We start from the raw sequence: 23029 nt of genomic DNA, 5'->3' as shown, positions 1-23029 counted from the left end.
CCTATGTTATCCAGCGTCGGCCAGTGCCACCGCTTCATCAATATCTACAGCAACTATGCGTGAAACTCCGGGTTCATGCATAGTGACTCCTATCAGTTGATCGGCCAATTCCATGGTGATCTTGTTATGACTAATAAAAATAAATTGCACACTCTGAGACATCTCTTTCACTAATCGACAGAATCTATCGACATTGGCGTCATCCAGAGGGGCATCAACCTCATCTAACATACAAAATGGTGCTGGATTGAGCCTAAAAATCGCAAACACCAATGATAATGCGGTTAACGCTTTTTCTCCACCAGAAAGAAGGTGGATCGTGCTATTCTTTTTACCTGGCGGTCTGGCCATAATAGTCACTCCGGTCTCGAGTAGATCATCATGGGTCAACGCCAGCTCGGCACTGCCGCCGCCAAAAACTTTAGGAAACAACAAACCCAAGTCTTTATTCACCTTATCGAAGGTATCTTTAAAGCGACTCTTGGTTTCCTTATCTATCTTACGAATCGCCTCTTCCAGACTGGTCAACGCCGAAGTAAGATCCGCATCTTGGCTATCTAAATAGTTCTTTCGTTCACTTTGTTGTTCATATTCTTCGATAGCGGCCAAGTTGATCGCACCTAGATGAATAATTTGAGCTCTGATCCTTTCTAACTCTCGTTGACGAGTCTGAGCACTTTTATTCAGATCCAGCGAAGATTTAACTTGTTCCAACTCAATATTTTGCTCTTTTAGCTGCATCAGTTGGCTATCAGCCTGACCTTTCAAGCCTTCGCGACGTAACTTTAACGTGCTGATAGACTGAGTCAAGTTTTCTGTCTTGCCAAGCTGTTGTTTTTTCTTTATTCCTGCACTATCACTCGATTCTTGCAGTTGAGTCTGCTGCGAACGAAGTGAAGCTAATTCGACTTGCTTAGTTTGTTGCTGTGCCAGAGCCTGACCTAACTGCTCTTTTAAAGTGCTCAGGCGGCCATCTTCACTGGCCACATTTTGTTCAATCAACTGATGTTCAAGCGCGGACTTAGCTAAGGTCAGCTCCTCGATGCGAACACCTTGCTGCTCGATAGACTGCTCGTTGAGCGCCAGCTTAGTCGTTAATGTCTGACATATTTGGCTCAACTCACGATCCTCTTGTTGCAGCTGCTTGTATTTATCTTTACAAACACTCACCGAGTCCACTCGTTCCTCAAGGCCTTGAACTAAGCGAGTTTGCGCTTGCTCACCTTGCTCCAAGCTAGATTGCGCCTCATTCAGACGAGCCTGAATACTCAACTCACCCTCTTGCAGCTCGTTAAGCAGGGCTTTTAGGCGAGCGAGTTCAGAGTCAAGATGTTCACGGCGACGGTTTCGCTCTTGATTTCGTTGTTTATCCGCTTCTATCTGCACGCTCAAGCTAGCAATGGATACATTGAGCTTCTGTAGAGTCTCAATACCCGATGACAGCTCTATTTTTAGCGGCTTGATATGGGCATCTAAGTCATGGCCCTGACGATTAAGATCATTAAGTAAGGACTCGCTATCATCAATGCTGACTTCTAACGCTTCTTGCTCACACTTAAGTTGGACCAGAGAACCTGAATCAGTGCCTTTCTTGATCACGAAGCCTCTGCCTAACAGATAGCCATCCGCGGTCACTATGCGTTCGTGCTCACTTATCCCGCCAACCCACTCTTTAGCCTGCTCCAGGCTATCGGCCCATTGAACCTGACTCAACCAAGGTGAGAGATTCGCATTACTGCTCAGCCCGTGCCACTCTTGGTGTACTAGGCCTTCAAAGCCAAATTCCCCTTTGTCCACACCCGCTGGAATTTTCAGTAAACCGTCAAATATCAGCTCTACTGCTTTCTCCCAACCTGGCTGTACATCGATAAGTTGCCATAGGGCTTTAGTCCCTTCTTGACTCACATCATCGGGCAATAACTTAGTGACTAAGGCCAAACGCCCCCGCTCTTCGGCGAGAGATTGACCCAGGGCTTCCTGCTTAGCCTTGAGGTTAATTTGGGCTTGTAGAAGTTCGCTTAGCTTGTCGTCATGTTCATCATTGAACTCGCCTTGCTCCATGGCATCGCTGTGCCATTGAGTCAGCCGAGAAATATTATCTTGCTCAATCTTAGCCGCTTCTTGTTCGAGGAGCCCGGTAGCTTCTTGCTCTATCTTAGTAAGCTGAGTCCTTGTCTGCTCCAACATAACGCCTTGATGTGACAATTTGCCCCTTGAGACTTCATGGGCCAGACGATACGAGGATACTTTTTCTTTGTGTTCGGATAACTTGGCTCTTGATTCTCCGGCCTTAAGCTCATGCTCACTCAAGTTACTGGTGACCCGTGTCAAGGATAAGTGTGCCAGTTCAAGTTGCGGCTGCTTGAGGGCCAAATCGATCCTCAATGTCTGCTGAGAGATTTCATCAGCAGATAATTTATCTTGATGTTGCTTGAGTTTATGCACGATACCCGCAATACGTTGCTCGACATGTGAGTCTTGCTGCTGACGGTGCTTAAGATCTTGCTCAAGTTTAGCTATCTGAGTACCAGAGAGATAAAAAGACTCGACGCGCTTTTGCTCTTCACCATCGAGTTCTACCAGTTGCACATTGAGCCGAGTCAGCTCAAGCTCTGTGCGCTCCTTCTCGGCCTCAACTTCCGCCTTGGCTAACTCGAGACGATTTACGTCCAGGGTCAGTCTCTCAGTTTGATCGGTTAACTCTAAGTAGCGACTAACAAACAACTCTGAGTCTAACTGGCGCTCAGATTGTTTCAGCTCACGATATTGCTTCGCCGCCGTGGCTTGCTCAGCTAATTTGTCTAACTGTCGACCCAACTCTGTTCGGATATCACCGAGACGCTCTAAGTTCTCTCTGGTATGGCGGATGCGATTTTCGGTTTCACGGCGACGCTCTTTATAACGAGATATCCCCGCCGCTTCTTCGATAAACACTCTCAGCTCTTGGGGCTTAGACTCGATTAACCTTGAAATAGTCCCCTGCTCGATAATCGCATAGCTTCTCGGGCCAAGACCTGTGCCCATAAATAGATCGGTAATGTCTTTACGACGACACTTCTGACCATTTAAAAAGTAGCTTGAGTCTCCGTCACGGCTGACCTGACGTTTAACCACAATTTCCTGATAACTGGAATATTCGCCCGTTAACCTGCCATCTAAGTTCTCGAAGTTCAGCTCGACACTGGCCACAGAAACTGGACGGCGAGCCGTCGAGCCATTGAAGATAACATCGGCCATGGAGTCGCCACGCAGATGTTTAGCCGAGCTTTCGCCCAACACCCAACGTACGGCATCTATGATATTAGATTTACCACAACCATTTGGGCCTATGATGGCGCTTAAGGGGTTAAGAAAGGGGATCTTAGTTGAATCGACAAACGACTTAAATCCAGCAAGTTTTATCTGTTTGAGTCTCATGGTGCCAGTTAGGTCGTTTCCGGTAAGAATAAACTAAATTTAATTTTACCGAACTGAGCTTGTTTAGAGTTGATTTTCTGCGGCTACTCTACCAAAACGGGTAGGTTTTTGTCACGTTTTTATTGAGCTAGAGGCTATATACCAATCAGTATAAAGATGTGATCGCTCAGCGAGAGTTTAGCGCTTCAGAGGCAAGGCAATGAGTGAAGAACATAGTTATTCTACGTTTTAGCTCGTTAACACAGCATCTGAAGCGCTAAAACTCGCCTTTCAGGAGTGTTTTTGGCCGCCTACTTCTTCGTTGAATTACTTCACAAGGGAGCACCATCCCATTATCTATTCACCTTGAATTAGTTTGCCAAAAATAACTCTGAGTAGATCACTTTCTTATATTGATTGGTATTACTACTTGTCATCATCATGCGGGTGGAACACAATCTCGTTAAGTTTACATGGAACGGTGATCGAATCTATTTATGAACCCCAAAACAAACCAAGCAACGACGAAGAGCGGAGTGAACTATTTCCTCGATGGATTTAGTCTGATCAAGACTAAAGGGCTGAGACGCTTTGTGTTTATCCCCTTGATGATTAACCTGGTCATCTTTGCCAGCGTCATCTATTTTGCCATAGGTCAGTTAGAAAGTGCTTTCGCCTGGGTATCGGGTCAACTCCCTGAGTACCTTAGTTGGCTCAATTTTATCCTCTGGCCTCTGGCCGTGATCACCCTACTGGTGGTGCTGTCTTTTCTGTTTAGCTCTGTGATGAACTGGATTGCCGCGCCTTTTAATGGCTTACTCGCCGAAAAGGTCGAGCAACACCTGACAGGTAAAGATCTCAATACCGGTACCACGGTAGACTTAATTAAAGATCTGCCACGTATCTTGGGCCGGGAATGGATAAAGCTTAAATATTACCTGCCCAGGGCCATCATCTGCCTAATCTTGTTCTGGGTACCTTTTGTCGGTCAAACTTTTGCCCCCATCATCTGGTTCCTGTTTAGTGCCTGGATGATGGCGATACAATACTGTGATTATCCCTTCGATAACCACAAGGTACCCTTCCCTGACATGAAATTTGCCCTCAATCAGACCAAGGGAACGAGTTTCAGTTTCGGCGCGGCCGTCACCCTATTTTCGATGATCCCCATCGTTAACTTTATCGTGATGCCAGTGGCTATTTGTGGCGCGACAGCCATGTGGGTCGATAAATATCGTGAAGCCTATAAACACCCAGAAATTGCGCCAGAGTAACGTCTCGGGTTTACATTTTATTCTGAGCTCAGTTTCATTTAGCTGTTTGATGTTTTGGGTTTGGGTTTGGGTTTGGTGCCATTTGGACTCAATGCATAAGTGCACTTCTACTTTGAACAAGGGTGAGCGGTTATTAATCATCTACTATGGGTACAGTACAAGGATTCACTAATGTCGTATTCACATGGTCAGAGATATCTCAAGACATTTCCCATCTGACCAACACGGACGTGGGAAATGCCTGAGTGATATCTGGAATATCTCAGGCCTTATGGGTCAGATGTGAATGACCTTAAAGTGCAAACACTTCTGCGACACGGTGAATTTGGCATAGCCAAGTGCTTATGAACGAGAGGCAAGGACGCCGAACTGGCCTTTAGGTAGGATATCATTCAAGCACCCTATAGCCTCTGCCGAGACATCCTTGCCACGGAAGGTCACAGCCGCGTTTACACCTGTTATGATTTCGAGAAAGTTATCTCTTCGATTTGAATATATTTTTCTATGTGAAATGTGTGGGGTTTTAGCACGTTTATGGACCGAAATGATTTAAGTCTACAAGTGCGCATAAATAGAAAAACTGTTAAATACCGCCCTTTGGGGAGGTATTTAACAGACTATTTTCTGGCGCACTTTGATTAAGGGGATGCTTTCCTCCTTAAAACTTTCTTTAGTCGGTTGCAGTAGGATCAACACACTGGTAAATCTCACCAACAGATGACGATTCTAATAATTTATGCGTTAATCTTGCAACTTCAGCTCGTGTTATCACGCCATGAACTTCCACTTCTTGTGACAATTCTCCGTTATTTGTCATTGCGCCATCTAGTAAACCGCCGGGACGTAAAATAGTAAAATTTAAGCTACTACTTTTGAGCCACGCCTCAGCAAGTGATTTTTCCCGTACAGCACTACCAAAACCTTGTTTTGCACGCTCAGATAAGTATTTCCATGAGTCGCCACAACCCAGTGATGTAACTAAGAGAAAACGAGAGTGGGAGTACTTTTCTAATGCATTAATAAGATTACGGTGCCCAATATAATCAACAGGAATATCAGCGCGAAAGCTTCCCATTGTAGAAATATTTATCACATCTCTAGGTAGTTGACTGACAGCATTTTCAACTTGATTGCTGTTTGTTGCATCACATGAAATAGCCGTCAACTGGTATTCTGCGATCTTAGTATTCTTATCAGGGTTTCTTGCAATAGCGATTACGTTAATACCTTTTTGATGATAGTAATCAACCATTGCAGCACCAAGCCCACTAGCTGCTCCCCATATCGCGATATTTTTCATAATGTTAATCCATGCCGTTAGAGATGATAATAGTTAGTATTAATGTATATTGTTTTATATCCTATTTTTACGCGATTGTTGTTGTAAAATATAACAACCTGACTTCTCCCCACACTAAACAGCTTCGCTGCACAGGCGAATTTTTTTATATTCTTAGCTGCCGCTATATCACGGTCATCGGACGAACTAGCCCTAATTTACATCGGGAATTTATCTAGTCAAGGATAACCATTTAGTTGCACATCCAGCATAAGAAACTTTCATTCAGTATCACCAAGGACAAGATCCTTTAAGTGCTATAACAGCATTTTAGCAAACGAATCATTACAATTTAATAGGCTAAATGGAGCCTATCTTCATGATTGTTAAACCTTCGACAAACTATTTTTTAATATTTTTGCCATCGTATTACCAGATTTTGGTTTATGGGGTTCTTTTAAATGTATTACATCGACAGAATCAGAAGTAAATTCAAAAGCCCTACCAAAACCTCTAAAATACAAGCCTCCAATGGGTTTTAATAAAAAAACTTTAAAATCTATAACATCCATAAGCCCAGAGGCAAATGTACCAAGATGCTTTTCAAATAACCCTCTTAATTTATCATCCTTTTCTAACTCTTTGGGTTTACAGAGTATTGTCACCCTTTTACGAGAGAAAAGATTTTGCTTTACAGTGCACTCACCAACGACAATGACTGAGAGTTCACTCCCTGCTTCATAATATTTTGTTTGCTTGGCAATCTTAGTCGACAATATATAAAAATGTCCCTCATGGTAAAAAGTGGGGTGGGTACAAATAAACGGTTGATGTGTTTCACAATCGAATACAGACGAGGTAATCTCTGCCGCATTCTTCATTAAACCTTCTATGTCATTTTTTATATCACTCATTCTCATTTCCTTTATCTTACTTAAAGTATGGTTTTATCAGTTTTATCAGTTTTATTTAAATTTAAAAGTGACACTAATCACACTCTAATATTCACGATCGGAATATTATACTTGTTGTATACAAATGCATTATCAATTAGTGGTGACAATTATTAACAATTGGTATATGTGAACGTATTAATAATGTATTAATGAGTATTTGCACTAAATAATTTAGGGCATAAACGTGTGAGTTAACAGCTGATAAATTAGCTAAAAGCAGGTCTATTTACCGTAAAATAAAGATGGCTGATAAGAAGGTCTTTCCGCACCATAGATTAAAACGACTCATTACTTGAGCACTACATAGTTCTAATAATGAAAGTACGGTAAATACATTATATAGGCTTTTAAATACACGCTCATTAGAATCCCGAACATGACCTTACCACCTCGCCTGTAAGCAATGCACCTATAAAACTAAACAGCGGTGGGAATCACTAAAAGTTACTTCCCACTTCGATTCCTTCAAGTCATAGGTTTAGACCCTTAATGAAGAATCGATATTGATGAATATTTAAAGAAAGAAAACCCGCTAATTGATGGGGGAATTAGCGGGTTGGAGTCACTGAAAAACTAAATAGGAATCTAACTTTCCGTACTAGAATGAATGATTGACTGGTGACGAGCAACTCTCCTAAAAGTCAGTTGACGAAAATGAAATCTAGATAGTTAGACGGTAAGAAATTAAGGCAAAAAAACCGCTAAGTAGCGGTCAAAAGATAGCAATGTTTGTTATAGAGTAATACTGAGCAACTCTCCCAATGGTCAGTTGACATAAAGACAAGCCCCCTTTTTATAATCACGGTCACCCGACGTCAGGCTTGCAGCTATTAACTTGATATAAAACATAATTATTTACATAAAGGCAAAGTATTCAAATGCTGATTTAGGTCAATTTAACTGTGATATGGTCCATTGAAAGGATAAAATCCAGTCTAGTTTTTAATCTAACTATTAGGTTTTTTTTTGAATGAACTTCCTTACCAGGACATAATGAAGAACCTGGTTGATAACTCGCTACTGCATCTCTATATCTCTATATCTCTGTTGCTGAAACATCTCGTTTAGTGCCTGTTTATAAGCGTAATGAAATATTGGTGCGTCACTTAAAAAGAGTTCCTTGGTACCAGCTTGAATTAAGGTCGGTGGAAAAGGTTTGCTGTAGTCACCATATACCGGAGATACATAAGGATGCTTTTGATCTTTCTTTGCAGCGTAGGCTTCTGCCGATGGTCTTAGCAGTAAGTCGTACAGATAAAGAGGATCGGCATCTTTTAGCGTGTGGTAGCTGTCGCCGGTATCTGTAATGTCTGACCAGGGAGACCAAAGCACAACTGCTGCGGGGAGGTCCATGCCTAAACCTGCGGCTAAGCCCCCACCCGCGGAGTCCCCATAGATGGCGATATCAGACATCTTGTAACCTTGCTTGGTTAACCCTTGGATAACAGAGATAACCTGATCTGTTATGGTGTCATATTTGGCATGAGGTGCCAGAGTATAATCTACAGATATCACACGAAGACCCATGTTTTGATTTTCATTTTTTCACCCATCATTATTAAAAGTAATTTACCGATTCGATGTGTGTTTATCTTATTGATAACCTTTCCACTATTCATTACTTACAGTGTTAGTTGTTGAGTCACTTTTTTATACCTATCACTAAGATTTTGCCGGCTGAGTAACCTAAGTCATATAAAAAAAGAGCCTCGAGAATAACTCAATTCTGACATATTTATTTCTACTGAAACCACCCGTTAAAAATGATCACCGTATAATAACGATGAGGCGGCGATTTTTCCTCTTTGTATCTCTAAGGTTTATCAATGTTCTTAATGATGTCTGGTAAACCCTCTCCCAATATCATGAACCCATCTTAATAAAGAGAGACCCCATCTTTGTTAAAACCAAACCATAGTAACCATTAGCAAGCCTAAGTAGTCGCCAGTGACACGCTATGTCAGAAAGTAGCCAGGCTCACAAAGGTGAACAACCGGGCAACAGCCAACTCATTCAGAGAATCAGAGAGAATTTAGATGAAAAAAGTATTATTAGCGTGCGCCGTAACTTCAATGCTTGCCCTATCCGCTTCGGCAAGTGCGAGTGCGAGTGCGAGTGAATTTACACTCAACCCTATGCTTGGTGCATCCAACAATAAAGCATTCGGTACTAACTTAGCTTTGGGCCTGGAAGCCGGCTACCAGAATTTCATCTTTGGTTATACCTATACAGGCGATAAAAATGAGTCAAACTGGTCGGCTGCTAGTGATGATATACATGTAATTCCTTTTGATATTAATGGAGTTATTCAAGCTGATGCTTATACAAATGAAAGCTATAAAGCTCACACTCTATATGTGGGCTATCAGTTTGCCGTGGGTGCGGGTCACCTAGCGGTTAAGGCGGGTGCCGAGTTCTCAAAATATAAGATGGGTGCTGGTGCTGATTTCACTGAAATGGCTCCAGGAGGCATTAGTCATGACACTGGACTCCATTTGAATGCTAGCAGCAGTACAGTCGTTAGCCCAATGATTGGTGTAGGTTACTACATGGATAACGGCCTGAACTTCAACTTGCACTACACCATTCAAAGTGGTGATAGAGACATGGATTACTCTGCTCGTGCCTATATGGATGGCAAGTCTACAAGCGGCTCTTTAGGTCGTGTTAAAAACGAAATTGATAACAAAGACTTCAGCACTGTGATGTTTACTGTCGGTTACCGTTTCTAAGTCATTACTTAAATAATAAACGATAAGCGTTATCTCTAAGCGTCCACTCGGGCGCTTTGTTATATCTACAGGCCGATAAGTGAGAGCTTATCGGTCTGATATCGAAGATTACCTGGAGTTATTTCATGAAAAATATGCACCCTGGTTTGTTTAGCAAAGTCTCATTTGAGAAGGTGGTTAACGGCGTCTTTCTCAGTGTTGGCCTGCTTACTATTATCTTAGCCCTCGCGGCATGTTGCCTTCATGAAGAGGCCGTTATGGCAAACATGAGTAACCCAGCTTCCGACTACTGTATCACACAGGGTGGAGAGCTGGAGATAGTCACCGGTCCCGATGGACAACAAGGTATTTGCACGCTTCCCTCGGGTGAAGTCATTGAAGAGTGGGCCCTCTACCATAGAGATCATCAAGACAAATAAAACTTGTTTCATATGGTTTCGGCCACAACGGGTTTATCACAATGACCAACGCAGTAGCAGTAGTACCAAAAGAGGCAATAATCTTGCGTCCAGCAGTCAGATTAACAACAGATTCAGGTTTTACCTTAGTCGAACTCGTGATAGTGATAGTGATTTTGGGCATTTTGTCAGTCATTGCGACGCCCAAATTTATCAACTTAAAAAGTGAGGCTCATCGTTCAGTATTAAATGGCGTAAGGGGGCTATTTCAAGCGGAAACCAGCTGGTCTACTCTAAAGCTGTACTACAGGGAAAAGAGCGGCAAGCTGTGGCCGACGTTCAGCTGGGAGGTGGCATCGGCAGCGCCGTATTGACCTATGGTCATATCCCCTCCTCTTTGCAGGTGACACGAAAAGCCAACACAAGTAACTATGGTAGTGCTGATAATAGTGCCGCCGTATATGAAAGTATTACTCAGGTTTTAGCATTAGATGCCGAGCATCTCAAGGGTGAGTCCTCTGTCGTTACTCGCCAGTGGGGTATTTATATCCACGGCAATGATAATTTTGTCAATTTTGTGCCCAAAGGTTTATCTGTCGAGTCACAATGCTTTTTGCAATACTCGGGTATAAATGCGCAGGGAGATAAGGTTAGAGTCGAATTAATCGACTCGAGTTGCTAAGAGTATGATGCCGAGTCGTATCTAAAAACTGACTGCTTTCGTCATCCCGGAATCGAGGAACTAGATATCCGGGATCCAGCTAGACTTAAGCGCCTTAGATTCCGTATAAGTTCGTCCCTCACTTTACGGAATGACCAACTTATCAAAATTTGTGTGATTGACTATCAATAACCAATAACCAATAACCAATAACCAAGATTGTCAGATGAGGATCCCTTGGCTATCTCCCTTAGAATAAAAATGGATGTCTCGTTATTCATCTGCCTGATCTTGTTCTGGGTCTCCTTCGTCGGTCAAACCTTTACCCCCATCATCTGGTTCCTGTTTAGTGCCTGAATGATGGCGATACAATACTGTGATTATCCCTTCGATAACCATAAGGTGCCCTTCCCCGACATGAAATTCGCCCTCAATCAAACCAAGGGAACAAGTTTCAATTTCGGCGCCGCCGTTACCCTATTTTCGATGATCCCGACAGTTAACTTTATCGTGATGCCAGTGGCTATTTGTGGCGCGACAGCCATGGGTAGATAAATATCGTGAAGCTTATAAACACCCAGAAATAGCACCTGAATAACTTATCCAGCCATCCCTTAAGTGTTAGTGGCGCTATGATGAGTAAGATAGCAATCATGAAGCCTATAAATATCCAGAGATAGCACCTGAGTAACGTCTCAGGTTAACGTTTTTATTTGGGGTTTAGTTTCATTGGTTTTTTGGGGCTTGATGCTAGTTGGACTCAATGAATGAGTCCATAACTGAGCTGTGATTGATCACTTACACCAAGACTTGTCGTGTGTTCGCGATGTAGTGATGGATCTGACCCTCAGTTTTCGAGTCAATCATCTCTTTTGGTCGACAACCATTTGGGCAGGGCATATTCGGTGTTGTGCCAAACACACGGCAGATCAAGGGGCGTTCCTCATATACCTCGCAACCATTAGGTCCCAGATGTACACAGTTCCACTCATCTAATGCGGCTTCATGTTCAGCATCAGTTTTCACTGGCAGGCGCGACATTTCTTCCGAAGAAGTCGTTACCGGTCCACAACAATCGTGACACCCCTTCACACATTCAAACGACGGAATACGCTCGCGAAGAATCGCGATTATCTCTCTGTTATTATTCATTCGAACCTAACTTCTTTTACAATTCGCGACAATTATAGCGCTATAGCTAATTCATTAAAAGAAGGCGATTTAGTAGGAACTGCGATGGGCTCGATTACTGATAGCAGAGAAGGTGCAACTAGTAGGTGATGTCTTGAAGGCGAAGTTCAACGTGACTGCTGTTAGCGGTTACTAAAGCGCACTATGGCTAACCTCATTAAATGACTCAATTAGGTATCTCTGTGGCGATGAGTTTCATTTAATTTAAGAGATAAATCATCAAGTAGAAGCAGTATAACTCAGTGGCTAGATGTACTGTTATTCATTGCAAGCTAACAGATATGGATCACCAGCATTCCCAAACATTCTCTGGTTACATTTGGATACAGTGTCCTGTCTGCAGGTGGAATATAGTGACCCCATAGTCATGTACAGGTGCAATAAAGATCAAAAATGAAAAGAATAAGCTCAATTATCTCAATAACCTTGATGTCCTTCCAAGCCATTGCACAAAGCAATACCTACGTCCGTAACGGTAACATCTACAACCACCCGGACCTATTTTACACCTCAAGAGTTAATTTGTACCCACTAGCCACTATGGAGATATAACTTGCCTGCATTTAAACAAATAAATAAACGTTCCATAGACAAAACGAACAGTCTGATGAGCGGTTTCCCCATCATTTTATGCATATTATTTCTTCTGCATTTGTTCACCTTAAACCAAGCTAGCAATTATCTAATATTTCATGGCATTAATGAAATGAGTAACTATATGCCGAATTGGATCTCGGCGTTGGTCTCCGATTTTGGTAATGGCATCACCCTGGGGGCTTTGATCTTATGCTATCTAGTCAAACGTCCTGAGTTGATCTGTAGAGTGCTCCTTGCAGCCTTGTTAAGCCTGATTTTTGTCCCCTTGCTTAAGCAGTACTTCGATGCGCCAAGGCCAGCTGTGATATTGGAACATTTAAACGTGATCGGAGAGGCCAGACACAAGCACAGCTTTCCTTCCGGACATAGCGCCACCGCATTCCTATTCGCTGGGCTCATTTACCTTTCAAACCAGCAGGCATTTCTCAGGATGAGCATGATCTTCATGGCGACATTAGTAGGAATATCACGGATCTTGGTGGGAGCACATTGGCCTGCTGATGTAGTCATGGGGGCGATTGTGGGTCTTAGCTGTGCCTATGCCGCGAGTCACATATGTCCTTTAATCCGACTCACGTTCAGAAAGCGCCTATTGGCTTATTTACTCTTTTTCTCGGCTCTAGTGTCGAGTGAATTGCATACGGGCTACGACTTTTCAGATATTTCCATCGTACAATATGTTAGGTGGGGCTTGCTCACCCTAAGTATTGCTGCAGTGCTTATGTTTGCTATGCGGGAAACCATGGCAAGCATAACGGCTAAACGTCAAAGGTTACATCCATAGCAGCAAGAGGCATTTCTGTTGATGAAAGTGATACGTTCCAACCATTTTAATGGATTGATCTTGAGCTCTTTGACTATGGCCGTCACATTGCTGAGTATGTGGGCAGAAAAATCAGGCTACCTATTATTAATCAATATTATAAGGAGGTTCTGTTTATTTAGTCATGGTTACGCCCATAGCCTTTTTATTATTTACCCGTTTAATATTGGGTATTGGCGACGTTACAGTGCCTATGGACGCTATTACTATGGTGGCGAGGCCGAGAAGTTGAAGAGTGGTAAGCTGCTCACCTAACATGAAGAAACCAACCGCTGCCCCCACAACAGGCTCGCCGCTGGTTAAGACGCCATAGGTTTTTGTCGGCAAATGCCGTAACGCTTTCATCTCTAGGATAAGCGGGATCACACTCGACAAGAGCGCGATCAAAGCGATTAACATGATCACATTCCAATCAATGATACTGAATGATAATTTTTCAATTCCGATGGGAAAGACGAGTATAGACGCAACAATTAACCCTAAAGCCGGCGCCTTCTGTCCGTGTTGCCTGCCGGCTTTTTTCCCCGCAATGACATAAGCCCCCAAAAGGCGCCAGCGACCAATGCGTAGAGCACACCTGTCGCGTCTAGATTCATCACACTGGTTGAAGTTGGCAGTAAAATCGCTATCCCAACAGCCACTAAGGCCACCCAAATAACATCAGAGCGCTTGCGTGAATAGACGATAGAGACACAGAGCGGCCCCACCAACTCAATGGCGAGCGCCATGCCAATGGGTATAGTCTCGATTGCCAGATAGAAAAACAGATTCATTCCTGCAATCATGCTGCCATACACCACGACAGTGCCGATATTGTCCCGGGTTAATTGCACCTCCCAAGCCCGCAGTACACAGGTGAGAAACACGGCTGACATGATGAATCGTATCGCGGTCACACTGGCTGGGTCAATATAGGAAAACATCGATTTGGCTAAGGCCGCCCCAGCCGTTAGCGACATCATCGCTAGAGCAACAGCCATAACTGACAGCGCTGTTTCATTGTTGATTAGTAGACCTTTCATGATTTTTACTTTCGTCACCCAATAAGAGTGATAAATTTTATCAAAATGCAAGCGTAATAACTGCTAAACTTAAACCGAAAATGATAATTTTTATCACGATTCATGCAAAAGAGATCTTGAAGTTATGGATGCCATTGATTTAAAAATCCTCGAACAGCTACAAATTGACGCGAAAGTCTCAATGGGCGATTTAGCCCACAAGATTGGCCTGTCAGAACCCGCTTGTTATCGCCGGGTAAGGCTGCTGCGTAAAAGTGGCGTCATAGAGCGAGAGATTGCGGTAGTCAAACCTAAGAGTATGGGCTGGCCGTTGAGCATGATGGTGATGATCACCTTAGAAAGGGATCACAGTTCGATACTAAACCAGTTTTTAACTCGGATTAACAAAGAACCTGAAGTCTTAGATTCCTGGTACGTGACGGGAGACTTTGACTTGATCTTGCGGGTGGTAGCAAAAGACATGGAAGCATACGATGAATTCACCACCAGAGTCTTGCATAAAGATGATTCGGTGAAAGTGTTTCAAACGCAGGTAGTGATGAGACACGCTAAGATAAACGGTCCTATACCAGCTTCACTTTAACCGAGCTCACATGTTGAGCGATACGTCTTAGCATGTGAGCTCGATTTATAGCTTAAGCCTTATTTATTGCCGTTTTCCCTGCCAAGCCTGAAGTGCAATTGGCAATATGATCAACAAGATGCCCATTGAAGTATAGATATCTAAGGATTCGTTAAACAAGTAATAACCAAAGAGTGCGGCGAATATCAGGCCGCTGTATTCGGCAATGACTGCGGCACTGGCATCGGCTTGTCGAAACGCTAGCACCACGCAGCCCTGATAAATACCCACGGTAATGGCGGCGCAGGTCCCGAGTATCAGCAGATCCTGAAATTCTTGGCCACTCATAGGCTGCCAGGTAGCCAAGACCAATATGCTAGTCACCGGTAGTGCACACAGATTAGTCCACATCATGACGCTCACCACCGAAATAGTCTTAGGCAGTTTCACCACTAATAAATTAAAGCCTGTGATGGTTATGGCTACCACAAAAGCCACCAGTGCAGCCCAATGCAGCTGATCCGGACGTAAGGCTATCATCACGCCAATAAAACCAATCACAGCGTTGATAATACGCTGGCGCTGAACCTTCTCTTTAAGCCATATAAAGGCTGCTAACACAGTTAATAACGGCGCTGCATAGAAAATGACATTGGCGGTGGCGAGGCTCAAGTGTAATAACGCGAAAAGTGTACAAGTCGCACCGATAATGCTCAGGTGAGCCCTGAGCAAGTGAATTTTGATCGCGCCAGGACGGCGCTGACTCGGGCCCTGTGCCCACCATAATGGAAACACCAACACAAGCGTTGCCACCTGGCGTAACCACAGATATTGAAACACAGTATTTCCATCACCTAGGGCCTTAACGACTACATCGGAGAGCGTGGCAAACAGGTTGCCCAAAACCAACAAGGCCATGGCCATCAGCAGTCCACCAGAGTATTTCATTACTGCGATATGAGTTGTTGCGGCGCTCTGACCATGGCCACGTGGTCGATACCATCTTCCTGATAGACGTCAGAAACGGTGACAAATCCCTGACGGCCATAATAGCCCTGTAGGTGTTCCTGGGCAGAGATCTTGATTGCTAACTCGGCGTCTTGGGCTAAACACAGCGCGACGCCCTCCTCTAACAGCTGATGCCCTGTCCCTTGACCACGCACTGCATCACTGGTGACAACCCGGCCTATGCTTTGATACTCTGGATAAGACACGCCTCTTGGCAATGTTCGTAAATAGCCCGCTAAACGGCCGTCGTGATAACCGAGCAGATGCTGGGCTCCAGGGTGACGGTCTTTATCATCAAGATCTTGGTAATAGCAGGTCTGCTCGACCACAAAGACTTCAATGCGCAGCTGCAACAGCTCATACAATTCATCTATAGTCAGTTCTTTAAAGCTTTTGGTTATAAAATGCATGGTTATCCTTCCTCGTTAATGGCTAAAGTCTATGAGGAATGGCCATGGGGCTCATTAACTTATGTTAAGTTAAGGCGTTTTTTTATGCGGCTGTAACTAATCGGAGTCATCGCCAGATAGGAAGCTATCTGGTAGTCCTTGATACGGTGTAGTAGGAAGCCATAATCACGATGAAAGGCGAACACTCGTTGCTCGGGAGTGTTTAACAGCAGAAATGCTTCTTTACGTTCTTTAATTAACAGGTGCTGCTCCAGCTGCTCACGGTGGTAATCGGCCCATTGTGGATCTTGATCGATCATTGTCCGGTAGACGTCTACCGATAAGCGCAGCAAATTACACGGCTCGAGGGCTACCACACTATAAGGCAGAGGTTCATTACCGAGTAGGCTGCGCATGCCATATATCACATCCCCTTGCCAATAGAACTCTTTGCAAAATTCTTTACCCTCTGCGGTAACAAAATATGCGCACAGCAAGCCCTGTTCGAGCCAATAGACATGCGCGGTCTTGTCACCACAATTAAAGAGTTGCTGACCTTTAGCTAACGGGTACGAGCTAGAATGACGACTTTTTTCAAGCAAGTCCCTAAGCTGCTCTGTCATCCCGTTCACTGTATCTCCTTGATTTTAACTTGCTCTCTGCGGATTTTTACTTGGGTCATAATCTTACTTTTTTATGGGGAGTTCAGACTACAACTTTAACAAGCTACAGTAAGAAAAATCAAATAAGCTACTGATTACAGCAGCCTAAACTCTCTAACTTATAACGTGAATTCAGGCTAATGAGTCTAGAACTCGGTAAGTATCAAATTCAACTCTTTGATAGGTTCCTTCATCCAGCTTGATGGTGTGAAACTCAGGCTCTCCATCGTTGTTAATAAAGTTCACTTCAACCCATGTATGGTCAAACTCATCTATCAGGCATACTCTCCACAATAAATGTGATTCCACTAATAGCTGATATATTTGATAGGTACGAAATAGCTCACAAGCTCGGTCATTAGAGGCTTGTTTCAAATCTTCAGGTAAAATCGTAACTTTAACTAAATAATCAATTTTTTTCATTCATCATTCTCTGTGTCACGGGATAAAGGAATCAGAGCGAATTAAAGTCAAACAGCCTTGAAAACCACTAAGTCTAGATGCTAACAGGCCCATCATTTGATGGGCCTGTTAGCTCTTAGCAATAAAGAATTTAACGTATTAATTCGATGCGCTAACTTTGCGGGCTTGATGAAGCTTTTTGTAGCTTTCGATCAGCCTTAGATGCGGCTCTATGCCTTCGAGCTTTATGCTGGTTTGGGTCAGCCCGAAGAACTTAATCTCACCTGTCACTGAGCCAACCACATTATCCATGATGTCTTTACCGAACATCCTATTGAAGTTATTAATATAATGTTCGAGTGCCAACTCTTCATCTAAGCTAACCTCAAGCACTGCATGTACCGCTTGATAGAACAGGCCACGCGCTACCGTATTGTCATTGTACTGCAAGAACTCGCCGACAAGCTCCATGGCGTCTTCAAGTTCGCCCAAGGCAAGGTAGATCAGAATCTTGAGCTCAATAATGGTTAGCTGACCCCAAGGGGTATTGTCATCAAATACGATGCCAATCAAGGTAGGAATATCGGTTTGGTTATCTAATTGACTCTCTTCGAGACGCTCAGCTAGGCTGGTTAACTCATCATCAGTCAGCGAATGAAGATTTAAAATATCTTCGCGATAATGGAGTGACTTATTGGTGTTATCCCAAATAAGATCTTCTACCGGATACACTTCTGAATAGTCCGGCACTAAAATGCGGCACACTGAGGCACCGAGTTGATCAAATTCAGCAATGTAAGCTTCTTTACCTATACCTTTTAATATGCCAAATAAGCTTTGACACTCTTCTTCGTTGCTACCAGAGAAGTCCCACTCGCAAAACTCATAGTCATGCTTGCTGCTAAAGAAGCGCCAGGAAATAACCCCAGTTGAATCAATGAAGTGATCGACAAAATTTTCTGGCTCAGTGACAGTCATGCTATCGAAGGTGGGCTTAGGTACGTCGTTTAAGCCTTCAAAACTGCGACCTTGTAATAACTCAGTCAGGCTACGCTCTAACGCCACTTCTAAACTAGGATGAGCACCAAAAGAGGCAAATACCCCGCCCGTTCTCGGGTTCATCAAGGTGACACACATTACCGGAAATTGGCCACCCAGAGACGCATCTTTAACCACAACAGGAAAGCCCTGTGCTTCTAGGCCTTTGATGCCCGCTAAGATACTTGGATACTTTTCCAGCACATCCATGGGCACGTCTGGCAAGATTATTTCTTGCTCGATGATCTGTCTTTTAACCGCGCGCTCAAAAATCTCAGATAAGCATTGCACCTGAGCTTCTTGCAGGTTATTGCCTGCGCTCATGCCATTACTTAAAAATAGGTTTTCGATCAAATTCGAGGGAAAGTACGCTGTTTTTCCATCTGAGTGACGAACATAGGGAATCGCACATATGCCACGCTCAACCATGCCCGAGTTGGTATCGATGAGGTTAGAGCCACTGAGCTCACCATCTGGATTGTAAATATCTAAACAATAGTCATCTAAAATACCAGACGGTAGCGCATCGTCCTCTTCTAACTGAAACCATTTTTCATTGGGATAATGAACAAACTCACTGTTTGCGATATCGGAGCCGAAAAATTGATCGTTATAGAAGAAGTTGCAGTTTAGGCGCTCGATAAACTCGCCAAGTGCAGAGCAAAGCGCACTTTCTTTGGTTGCGCCTTTACCGTTGGTAAAACACATGGGAGATGCGGCATCGCGAATATGCAAAGACCACACATTGGGGACTATGTTGCGCCACGAAGATATCTCAATTTTCATACCAAGGTCGGCTAACATGCCGGTCATGTTCGAGATGGTTTGCTCGAGTGGCAGGTCTTTGCCCAAGATGTAAGTGCTAGTATCGTCATCGGGTTGCCCCATCAACATGGCATTAGCGTCTTGGTCTAAGTTTTCAACCGTTTCGATTTTAAACTCTGGGCCTGTTTGTACCACCTTTTTCACGGTACAGCGATCGATCGAACGTAAGATACCTTCTCTATGTTTATCAGAAATGTCATCGGGAAGCTCGACCTGAATTTGGAAAATTTGGTTGTAGCGATCTTCAGGATCGACAATATTGTTTTGTGACAGTCTGATATTTTCCGTTGAAATGTCACGAGCTTTACAATACACCTTTACAAAGTAGGCCGCACAAAGAGCTGACGATACTAAGAAATAATCGAAAGGGCTGGGAGCTGAGCCGTCGCCTTTATAGCGAATAGGCTGATCGGCGGTGACGGTAAAATCATCAAACTTTGCTTCCAGTCTAAGATTGTCGAGAAAATTAACTTTGATTTCCATTAAATATGTCCAGATACGTGCGCTGTCAATCGGCGAGCTTGTCTTAATTGATGAGAATTATCGGTGTTTTTAGCCCAATAGTCTTGGGTTAATTGCAAAAACGACTTAAATAAGGGCCTTTAAAGAAAAATGGTGTGTGTAAGCTAGGAACTTACCTGTGATATTTGAATTTAAAACACAGATACAAAAGCAGAAATCCCATCCCTAAACAAGCCAAAGTTAAAATCCAAACGACCCTCATTCTAATGCTGACAATTTTTGTAACATATTCCAGTCGGCTAGCGCTTCGCATAACCGCCTTCACCTGTCACAGTTCGCACACACAACAACAACATAAATTGATCAGCAGTAACATAATGACTTTTAAAGTGACATCTAAACATCTAGTACGTCCCCTGCTCTCTACTATTCTATTAGCCTCATCCGCCTGCGCGTTTTCAGTTTTAGCTGGGACGAGCCAGCAATTTCATATCGATATTCCAACGCTGGAACAAGGCATCACCATAGATGGACGGCTCGATGAGCGTCAGTGGCAGCTGGCGGCAAATGCTGAGCTAAAATATGAAACCAGCCCAGGGGAGAACATAGCCGCACCGGTGGCGACTCAGGTCAAAATCTTCGCCACTGACACCAGTTTATTTGTTTCTTTTATCGCCCAAGACCCTGATTCCAGTGTCAGTGGTAACCTTATCCGCGCCAATATCACCGACCGTGACTCTCTTTGGGGTGACGACTTAATCGGTATCAAGCTAGACACCTTCAATGATGAGCGCCTCGCTTATCAGTTCTTCGTTAACCCCTATGGCGTGCAGATGGACTCCATAGAGAATGAGCTTACCGGTGAAGAGAGTAACGCCTGGGATGGGATATGGCACAGCAGTGCCCGAAAAAACGATACAGGCTACGTGGTGGAAATAGAGCTGCCCTTAAGACTATTTAATTTCGATAGCAAGCTGGACATGCAGACTTGGGGCATCGAGTTTATTCGTTTTTACCCGAGAGATAAGACCCATAGACTGTCGACCCACTCCATTGACAGAAACAATAATTGCCAACTCTGCCAGTTAGGCACGGCGACAGGCCTCAGCGGCATAGAGTCTGGCCAAGATCTACAGCTCACACCGTCACTGGTGATGAACAAAAACAGTCAGCGAGATTTAGATCCGTTAGAGGATTGGCAGAGTGATAACAACATAGAGCCCGGACTGGATATTCGCTGGGGATCACCCCGAATACCTTACTGAGTGCCACCATAAGCCCTGATTTTTCTCAGGTCGAAGCCGATGCGGGTCAGCTGGATATTAACAGCACTTTCGCCCTCTTCTACCCGGAGAAGCGGGCCTTCTTCCTCGATAATAAGGACTACTTCGACACTCAACTGCAGCTGCTGCATACCCGAAATATCATCTCACCCGACTATGGTGTCAAGCTCACCAGTAAGATCGATAACCACACCTTCGCCGTGATGGTCACCAACGACACTAAGACCAACTTCCTGGTACCGGGTAACTTGAGCTCAGATATCGCCAGCATCGACGAGGAAAGCTATAACCTTGCGGGGCGATACCGAGCCGACTTTGGCAGTGAGCTTTCTATCGGCGCACTTGTCACAGCCAAACAGAGCGAGCAATACCATAACTATGTGGCCAGTGGTGATGTGAAATACCAGCCGACAAAACAAGATACCATTACTGCACAATATGTATTCTCGACCACGGAATATCCCGATTCTCTGTATAAGGAGCTCTGCTCGGAAGATACCTGTATTCCCGACAGTTCATGTGAGCTGGGTGATTGTGGCATCAATGAGCGCGTGTTGCGGACCAAACTAGATGATGAGATCAGTGATGATTTTTATCGACTCAAATACGTCCATAAACGCCGCAACTGGTTTGCCTTCACTCAATATGAATCGGTTGGTGACGATTTCAGAGCCGACTTAGGCTTTATCAGCCGAGTCGATGTGACTAAGTTGGTCGCGGGCGGTGGCTATATTTGGTATCCCCTTAATTCAAGCTTCAACCGTATCGAACTCAGTGGCGACTGGGATATCAGCCACAACCAAGCTGGGGAGTTAATCGAAGAGGAGACAGAAGCAAGAATAGAGCTTGAGGGCTCGATGCAAAGCTTCACCGCCATTGGCTTTGTCAATCGAGACCGTGTCGGCAGACGCCATGATGCTTCGAGTCTGGCCATCGAGGGAAACACGCAGATGTTTACCGAAAATGTTGGCTGGCTCTATTTCGAATTTACCCCTTTCAGGCAGATAAGCATAGAACTGGATGCCGATTACGGCGACAGCATAGATTATAGCAACGACAGACTAGGCACTCAGCTGTTTATCAACCCAGGAGTAGAGTGGAATATCACAGACAGCGTATCTCTGGAGCTATCCCATATGTATCGCAGCTTAGATGTTTATGATGGCGAGCTGTTCACCGCTAACTTGACGGACATGCGCCTCAGTTGGTATTTCAATATCAACAACTTCATTCGCATCTCCAGTATCTATACAGATATTCAACGCAATCCAAGTTTATACCTCTACAGCACACCAAAAGAGAACGAACAGAGCCTAGGCAGTGAGATCCTCTACGGTTACAAGCTCAACCCACAGAGTGTGTTTTACCTGGGTTACTCAGACGGTATGCAGTCAAACGACGATATAGATTCTCTGACGAGGGATGAGCAAACCTACTTTATGAAATTAAGTTACGCTTGGTTACTCTAGCTAGTGAGTAAGTGAGTAGAGTAAAAGATGAGCAAACCTCATACAAGCCATGAAACTCAGTTATGCTTGGTTACTCTAGCTAGTGAGTGAGTGAGTACAGTAAAAGATGAGCAAACCTTATACAAAACATGAAACTCAGTTATGCTTGGTTACTCTAACTTATGGCTTATAACTTACGGCTTTCGGCTGATGGATGATTTGTGACGAAGTAGAGTAAAAATCGGCTTTAATTGCTAAGGGTACCGATTTTTGGTGCTCTGTTTCGATGCTGTTCTTTGTAGAAACACCGACGCTAAAAATTAAATATTTATCCCAATAAAAGCACTTCCCTCCAAAAAAATTAAACCGTTATTAGATTTTTCAATTGACTAAATTTAAAGCCAAACCTCGACAAAAGTTAGGGTTGAAACTAATTTTAGATAAAATATCGAAATATTTTTCTCCATTAACACTTCGGATTCAACATTTTACTTACTCATTGATAAACAGTACCTTACAACGTGAAACCTTCTAATCGCAAAGCCTAAAAAAATCTGTGATTGAGTTCTCACTTTGGAATTTGATTTGATAGTTACAGCTCTAACCATTAGAGTTGTAATT

General features: G+C 43.8%; 22 protein-coding genes and 2 pseudogenes. 12 read left to right on the top strand and 12 right to left on the bottom strand.

Going from position 1 to position 23029, the window contains the following annotated elements:
- Positions 1-6: 6 nt before the first annotated feature.
- Positions 7-3417 (bottom strand): chromosome segregation protein SMC, encoded by a 3411-nt coding sequence (locus FM037_RS10990; RefSeq protein WP_144046033.1) that lies wholly within the window; start codon positions 3415-3417, stop codon positions 7-9.
- Between the two features lie 476 nt (positions 3418-3893).
- Between FM037_RS10990 and cysZ (FM037_RS10980) the strand changes: the two genes are divergently transcribed.
- Positions 3894-4670: a sulfate transporter CysZ gene (gene cysZ / locus FM037_RS10980; protein ID WP_144046032.1), complete on the top strand. Its 777-nt coding sequence runs from the start codon at positions 3894-3896 to the stop codon at positions 4668-4670.
- A gap of 670 nt (positions 4671-5340) precedes the next feature.
- Here cysZ (FM037_RS10980) and FM037_RS10975 read toward each other — a convergent pair.
- The 3 genes from FM037_RS10975 to FM037_RS10965 form a co-directional block, all read right to left on the bottom strand.
- Complete coding sequence (locus tag FM037_RS10975; RefSeq protein ID WP_144046031.1) at positions 5341-5970, bottom strand: SDR family NAD(P)-dependent oxidoreductase; 630 nt, start codon at positions 5968-5970, stop codon at positions 5341-5343.
- A gap of 365 nt (positions 5971-6335) precedes the next feature.
- Positions 6336-6863: a hypothetical protein gene (locus tag FM037_RS29370; protein ID WP_229381157.1), complete on the bottom strand. Its 528-nt coding sequence runs from the start codon at positions 6861-6863 to the stop codon at positions 6336-6338.
- 1059 nt (positions 6864-7922) lie between these two features.
- Complete coding sequence (locus FM037_RS10965) at positions 7923-8432, bottom strand: alpha/beta hydrolase fold domain-containing protein (protein ID WP_144046030.1); 510 nt, start codon at positions 8430-8432, stop codon at positions 7923-7925.
- Between the two features lie 509 nt (positions 8433-8941).
- Here FM037_RS10965 and FM037_RS10960 point away from each other — a divergent pair.
- The 5 genes and pseudogenes from FM037_RS10960 to cysZ (FM037_RS10940) form a co-directional block, all read left to right on the top strand.
- Entirely contained in the window at positions 8942-9637 is a 696-nt protein-coding gene (locus tag FM037_RS10960; protein WP_144046029.1) for an outer membrane beta-barrel protein, read from the top strand.
- Between the two features lie 125 nt (positions 9638-9762).
- Entirely contained in the window at positions 9763-10056 is a 294-nt protein-coding gene (locus tag FM037_RS10955; RefSeq protein WP_144046028.1) for a putative hemolysin, read from the top strand.
- Positions 10057-10097: 41 nt separating this feature from the next.
- A complete protein-coding gene (locus tag FM037_RS30120) occupies positions 10098-10409 on the top strand; it encodes a type II secretion system protein (RefSeq protein WP_144046027.1) in 312 nt (103 codons plus the stop codon).
- The gene (locus tag FM037_RS10945) at positions 10364-10717 is read left to right on the top strand and encodes a hypothetical protein (protein ID WP_144046026.1); all 354 of its coding nucleotides are present in this window, start codon (positions 10364-10366) and stop codon (positions 10715-10717) included. Before FM037_RS30120 ends, FM037_RS10945 begins: the two co-directional genes overlap by 46 nt.
- Before the next feature lie 258 nt (positions 10718-10975).
- Positions 10976-11294: pseudogene (cysZ, locus tag FM037_RS10940) on the top strand (sulfate transporter CysZ); the annotation flags it as partial.
- 200 nt (positions 11295-11494) lie between these two features.
- On the opposite strand, the gene FM037_RS10935 reads toward cysZ (FM037_RS10940), so the two are convergent.
- Positions 11495-11848, bottom strand: coding sequence for a YkgJ family cysteine cluster protein (locus FM037_RS10935; RefSeq protein WP_144046025.1), 354 nt, complete (start codon positions 11846-11848; stop codon positions 11495-11497).
- Positions 11849-12280: 432 nt separating this feature from the next.
- On the opposite strand from FM037_RS10935, the gene FM037_RS28520 reads away from it, so the two are divergent.
- Together FM037_RS28520 and FM037_RS10930 are read left to right on the top strand one after the other, a co-directional pair.
- Positions 12281-12439, top strand: a complete 159-nt coding sequence (locus FM037_RS28520) for a hypothetical protein (protein ID WP_185977006.1) — start codon at positions 12281-12283, stop codon at positions 12437-12439.
- Between the two features lie 166 nt (positions 12440-12605).
- Positions 12606-13268 (top strand): phosphatase PAP2 family protein, encoded by a 663-nt coding sequence (locus tag FM037_RS10930; protein ID WP_185977005.1) that lies wholly within the window; start codon positions 12606-12608, stop codon positions 13266-13268.
- Positions 13269-13421: 153 nt separating this feature from the next.
- On the opposite strand, the gene FM037_RS10925 is transcribed toward FM037_RS10930, so the two are convergent.
- Complete coding sequence (locus FM037_RS10925) at positions 13422-13853, bottom strand: EamA family transporter (RefSeq protein WP_185977004.1); 432 nt, start codon at positions 13851-13853, stop codon at positions 13422-13424.
- Positions 13787-14329, bottom strand: coding sequence for an EamA family transporter (locus FM037_RS28515; protein ID WP_185977003.1), 543 nt, complete (start codon positions 14327-14329; stop codon positions 13787-13789). Before FM037_RS28515 ends, FM037_RS10925 begins: the two co-directional genes overlap by 67 nt.
- Before the next feature lie 124 nt (positions 14330-14453).
- On the opposite strand from FM037_RS28515, the gene FM037_RS10920 reads away from it, so the two are divergent.
- Positions 14454-14912 (top strand): Lrp/AsnC family transcriptional regulator, encoded by a 459-nt coding sequence (locus FM037_RS10920; protein WP_144046022.1) that lies wholly within the window; start codon positions 14454-14456, stop codon positions 14910-14912.
- A gap of 63 nt (positions 14913-14975) precedes the next feature.
- Here the strand turns inward: FM037_RS10920 and FM037_RS10915 are convergent, their stop codons facing one another.
- From FM037_RS10915 to FM037_RS10895, 5 genes are all read right to left on the bottom strand, one after another.
- Complete coding sequence (locus FM037_RS10915; RefSeq protein ID WP_144046021.1) at positions 14976-15839, bottom strand: DMT family transporter; 864 nt, start codon at positions 15837-15839, stop codon at positions 14976-14978.
- Positions 15839-16309 (bottom strand): GNAT family N-acetyltransferase, encoded by a 471-nt coding sequence (locus tag FM037_RS10910; RefSeq protein ID WP_144046020.1) that lies wholly within the window; start codon positions 16307-16309, stop codon positions 15839-15841. The genes FM037_RS10915 and FM037_RS10910 overlap by 1 nt, the downstream gene beginning before the upstream one ends.
- 59 nt (positions 16310-16368) lie before the next feature.
- Positions 16369-16911 carry a Crp/Fnr family transcriptional regulator gene (locus tag FM037_RS10905; protein ID WP_229381231.1) on the bottom strand — a complete coding sequence of 181 codons (543 nt, stop codon included), beginning with the start codon at positions 16909-16911 and terminating at the stop codon, positions 16369-16371.
- Positions 16912-17082: 171 nt separating this feature from the next.
- Entirely contained in the window at positions 17083-17373 is a 291-nt protein-coding gene (locus tag FM037_RS10900) for a hypothetical protein (RefSeq protein ID WP_144046018.1), read from the bottom strand.
- A 138-nt stretch (positions 17374-17511) separates the two neighbouring features.
- Positions 17512-19698, bottom strand: a complete 2187-nt coding sequence (locus FM037_RS10895; protein WP_144046017.1) for an OsmC domain/YcaO domain-containing protein — start codon at positions 19696-19698, stop codon at positions 17512-17514.
- Between the two features lie 356 nt (positions 19699-20054).
- On the opposite strand from FM037_RS10895, the gene FM037_RS29360 reads away from it, so the two are divergent.
- From FM037_RS29360 to FM037_RS29350, 3 genes and pseudogenes are all read left to right on the top strand, one after another.
- The gene (locus tag FM037_RS29360) at positions 20055-20942 is read left to right on the top strand and encodes a carbohydrate binding family 9 domain-containing protein (RefSeq protein ID WP_229381156.1); all 888 of its coding nucleotides are present in this window, start codon (positions 20055-20057) and stop codon (positions 20940-20942) included.
- Positions 20915-21043, top strand: a pseudogene (locus tag FM037_RS29355) (hypothetical protein); the annotation flags it as partial. The gene FM037_RS29360 and the pseudogene FM037_RS29355, both read left to right, overlap by 28 nt.
- Before the next feature lie 117 nt (positions 21044-21160).
- Positions 21161-22429 carry a hypothetical protein gene (locus tag FM037_RS29350; RefSeq protein ID WP_229381155.1) on the top strand — a complete coding sequence of 423 codons (1269 nt, stop codon included), beginning with the start codon at positions 21161-21163 and terminating at the stop codon, positions 22427-22429.
- Positions 22430-23029: the final 600 nt, after the last annotated feature.

Source organism: Shewanella psychropiezotolerans (genome assembly GCF_007197555.1).
Lineage (GTDB): Bacteria > Pseudomonadota > Gammaproteobacteria > Enterobacterales > Shewanellaceae > Shewanella > Shewanella psychropiezotolerans.
This window is presented reverse-complemented; position numbering and strand designations above follow the sequence as displayed.